Below are 3,410 nucleotides of genomic sequence, written 5' to 3' on the forward strand. Positions count from 1 at the left end.
TGAAACTGTCTAAAAAAGAATTGGCGGGACAATTAAATATGCCATTAAGAAGCTTAGATCGTGCATTAAGCACCTTAAAACAAGAACACAAAGTGTTCTATCATGTCAAAAAAGGACGAGGTGGCGGACTTTTACTTGCTTCTGTACGTGTGTTAGTCGCAAGTTTGATCCAAGCAAATAAAGAAGAAAAAGAAGCCTTTATTCAAGGAATCATTGCGCAGTTTAAGCTAACCATCGATGAATGGACAAGTACAATCCAACAACTAATCCCTGAGAAAGAAGCCCAAGAAATCAGGTTATTTGAAGTCGATACAGGTTGAAAAAATAAAAGACGTCAATTGCCTTTTACAATATATCTTTGATACTTTTCTGGTATTTGGCTCTGTTTAGTTAGATGTTTGTATCTATCTTCTGGTGGTTGTTTCGCTTTATTTAGTTTGTTAGGTCTGTAATATTATTACGTATGTAATGATGTGTAGTTATCTGAAGGAGGGGTTTCTATGTCTATGAAGTTGTATGTGTATTCTCATGCGGTAAATGTTTATATTTTGCGGTATTTAGGTATGCCTGTAGAACAATTTTGTGAACTTTATGGTTTTAATCAAGGAACTGTGGCTAGTTGGGTAACGAGGGAGCGGGCAGTTGAGACGTTGCCTGTGTCGTTTATTTATGCGTTGTCTTTAGCTTCTAGTCGTAATATGGGAGAAATTTATGAGGAATTGTTGAAGTTACAAGATGAATATTATCGTTATCGTGAGCGTGTGGGGTTTAAAAAGGGGAAAAAGGTGAAAAAAAGATTGAATTAAGGCTTTAAAAAAGAGCTATTTTAGGACAAAGTGTCGTCAAATAGCTCTTTTTTAGGTCAACTATAAGTAATTAAATCTTCAGGGTTAATCTTTTGATCATTTTTCATACCTTCGATTTGATGATAAATGGCTTCGGCTGTGTTATAATCTTGAATTTCTTTAAAAATATCAGCGTATTTTTTGATTGAATCTAAGTAAGTCGGATCATTTGTTTCGTAAAAACATTTAGATAATCGATTGATTTCATAAAAAAAGTTGTAACGTAGTTCAGGGTGTACTTCTAATAGTTCATGATGCTTTTTTAGCAATAAATCTGCGGTAACAAAATCTTTTTCTCGAATTGCTATATCACAGATGTTGTTATAGATTTGGTGGAGATGGAGTTTGTAGGGATGAATATCGTCTGCGTAAGCATATGGATTAAGAGGTGGCATATTTAGAACAAGCTCTTTGAAATCCTCATAAGTGTAAAAAATCCCTGCAAAATCGGCAATTAATTTCAAATCATATAAACTATAGTTGTTATGGAGTTTGCTTAAATAGTTTTTTAAATAGTCTTTATCTTCTTCAGAGAAATTTGGAATGATTTTAGGAAAACGGTAATGTAAATGTCCTTTGACGATTCCATAAAAGTGAAAATAGCGATTGCTAATGTATCGATGTTGGTTTACGTAATCAAATAACTCTTTCACTTGTTTAATGGTTAAATCATTGCTTAATGCTCTCAAAAAGTAAGCTTTGTATTCGTTAAACTTGGTTTCTTTGTTTACTTCTCGAATGTAATCAGTGTAATCTAAATTCAATCGTTCGAGTAATAATAATAAAGTTTCAGTAGTTGGTGGAATTTCATTGTTTTCGATTTTTGAGTAATTAGGTCTTGATATAATTCCAGCAACTAATTCTTTTTGTGTAAGACCTCTTTTTTTACGAAGCTTTCGTAAAATGTCTCCTGTTTGTTGCATGAGATTGCCCTCCTAAAAAATAAAATAACAAAAACCAACAATAACAAAAGTTATTTAACTTCGAAAAATCCTTTGAAAACGATACCAAATGTAAAATATTTGAACATTTGGTCCTTTTTTACCCCAAAATGTTCATATTTTTTACATTTTCGTATTTCTGTTTAATAACACTTGCATACTTGATATAATGAATTTGTCAGCTGGCAACGAATAGTTGAAAGGGGTGATTTCATGTATCAAACACCTGAAGAAGCAATGAATGAATTCCTGCGTGTTCAAGTAATGGGACGTGGAAAATAGGACGTCTTGTTTGATAAACTGCTCATTTTTCACAAAAAGAGAGGAACATGAATGCGTTCCTCTCCTTGTGGAAGATGATTTGGATAAAATCCAAATGAAGTTTATCATAATCCGATTTGTTAGGTATAACTTGTAGATTTTCTTTATAAAAAATTTACAAAAAACGTCATTTTTTTATAAATCACTTAAAAATAACTTTGTAAAAAAGTTTGCAGAAAAAAAATTATTATGCTATTGTTTTTTTGTAATTTATTTAAAATGACTTTAATTAAAAAGTGAATATAAACTTTTTTTGTTATGATGCGTTGCTGTGCAATGTAGAGCCCAACAAAAAAAGGAGTGGTTTAGAAATCTCGCCTAGAAAGGCTCTCACCTCTTCCTAGGGTCATAGATTTCTACCCCGACCGTTAAGCCAAAGATAACGGTGCTGCTCCTTTTTGCCACAGGGGCTTCCTGCAACGTGAACAATAATACCATAAATTTATGTCAATGAACACTCATGTATTTTGTACTTGTGTTAGTTTTATTAATATTTTATGGAGTAGTGTATCTAATTTCATTCATTGGATGCAGTGCGTATATTGTTTTCGTATCGTGAGGAAGGCTCTGATGGCATAAAGAGAGAGACTGTTATTATCTTTGAAGGTAGTAGCTAGTCTCTCTCTTTTTTGTTTGGTTCTGCATTGTTCAACAACAAGTTGAACAATCATAGTTTAACACTTTTAAAGGAGTTTAAGCAATGTTTGAAAGATTTTGTACAGTAGAAGATCTGAAGCGTCAAGCAATTACGATCAAGCTATATAACAACAGCATTTGGGCAAACTTAGGGGACGGACGATTTATTAATCGTCAATCAAAGCAAATCCGACCAATTTCTATGCTTTATCGTTCCACTCGAACGGTTGTTGGTGTGAATTATCAAGTGATTGCAAAACGTAGAAAGAAACGAGGATGTCTCTTGTTTCTAGAGAAACCCTATAGGGCAAAACACATGTAAGAACGGAAAGATTTTTCTTGTTTGCAAGTAAATCTCTTTACTTGTGAACACCGTGATCCTTGAAAACTGAATAAAAAAAACACAATTAAGGATGTAAGAAAACCGTCTGGTTTCTAAATGAGGAGGTGCAAAAGATTTAGAAGGAGATACGAATGTTTTCTTACTAGTCGTAGATATTCTCGCTGTCTAATCTACGATTGTGTTTAAAGAAAGACAGTACCTGAAGGCGTAGTGACCCTTCGGGATGATTTTGTGAAGGCAAATTGCGAAGAAGTAAGTAGCGCAGGTAAGGGTTACTTTGGTAACTATCTGTTAACGGAAGGATTTCTGATACTTGAAACATTT

The 3,410-nt window shown here is 33.3% G+C and carries 3 protein-coding genes and 1 pseudogene; 3 read left to right on the forward strand and 1 reads right to left on the reverse strand.

What is annotated here, in order from left to right; translation table 11 throughout:
• Both RV14_RS11480 and RV14_RS11485 read left to right on the forward strand, forming a co-directional pair.
• Positions 1 to 320: pseudogene (locus RV14_RS11480) on the forward strand (primase C-terminal domain-containing protein); the annotation flags it as partial.
• Between the two features lie 180 nt (positions 321 to 500).
• Positions 501 to 806, forward strand: coding sequence for a type III secretion system protein PrgN (locus RV14_RS11485; RefSeq protein WP_071856377.1), 306 nt, complete (start codon positions 501 to 503; stop codon positions 804 to 806).
• Between the two features lie 56 nt (positions 807 to 862).
• Here RV14_RS11485 and RV14_RS11490 read toward each other — a convergent pair whose 3' ends face one another.
• Positions 863 to 1,768 (reverse strand): helix-turn-helix domain-containing protein, encoded by a 906-nt coding sequence (locus RV14_RS11490; protein ID WP_071856378.1) that lies wholly within the window; start codon positions 1,766 to 1,768, stop codon positions 863 to 865.
• Positions 1,769 to 2,807: 1,039 nt separating this feature from the next.
• Here RV14_RS11490 and RV14_RS11495 point away from each other — a divergent pair.
• A complete protein-coding gene (locus RV14_RS11495; protein ID WP_071856379.1) occupies positions 2,808 to 3,065 on the forward strand; it encodes a hypothetical protein in 258 nt (85 codons plus the stop codon).
• Positions 3,066 to 3,410: the final 345 nt, after the last annotated feature.

Origin of the sequence: Enterococcus ratti, assembly GCF_001886195.1 — a bacterium.
GTDB classification, from domain to species: domain Bacteria; phylum Bacillota; class Bacilli; order Lactobacillales; family Enterococcaceae; genus Enterococcus_B; species Enterococcus_B ratti.

Bases quoted from the DNA above. Each gene is read 5' to 3' on its own strand.
- RV14_RS11485 (WP_071856377.1), top strand. From the start codon at position 501: ATGTCTATGAAGTTGTATGTGTATTCTCATGCGGTAAATGTTTATATT.
- RV14_RS11490 (WP_071856378.1), bottom strand. From the start codon at position 1,768: ATGCAACAAACAGGAGACATTTTACGAAAGCTTCGTAAAAAAAGAGGT.
- RV14_RS11495 (WP_071856379.1), top strand. From the start codon at position 2,808: ATGTTTGAAAGATTTTGTACAGTAGAAGATCTGAAGCGTCAAGCAATT.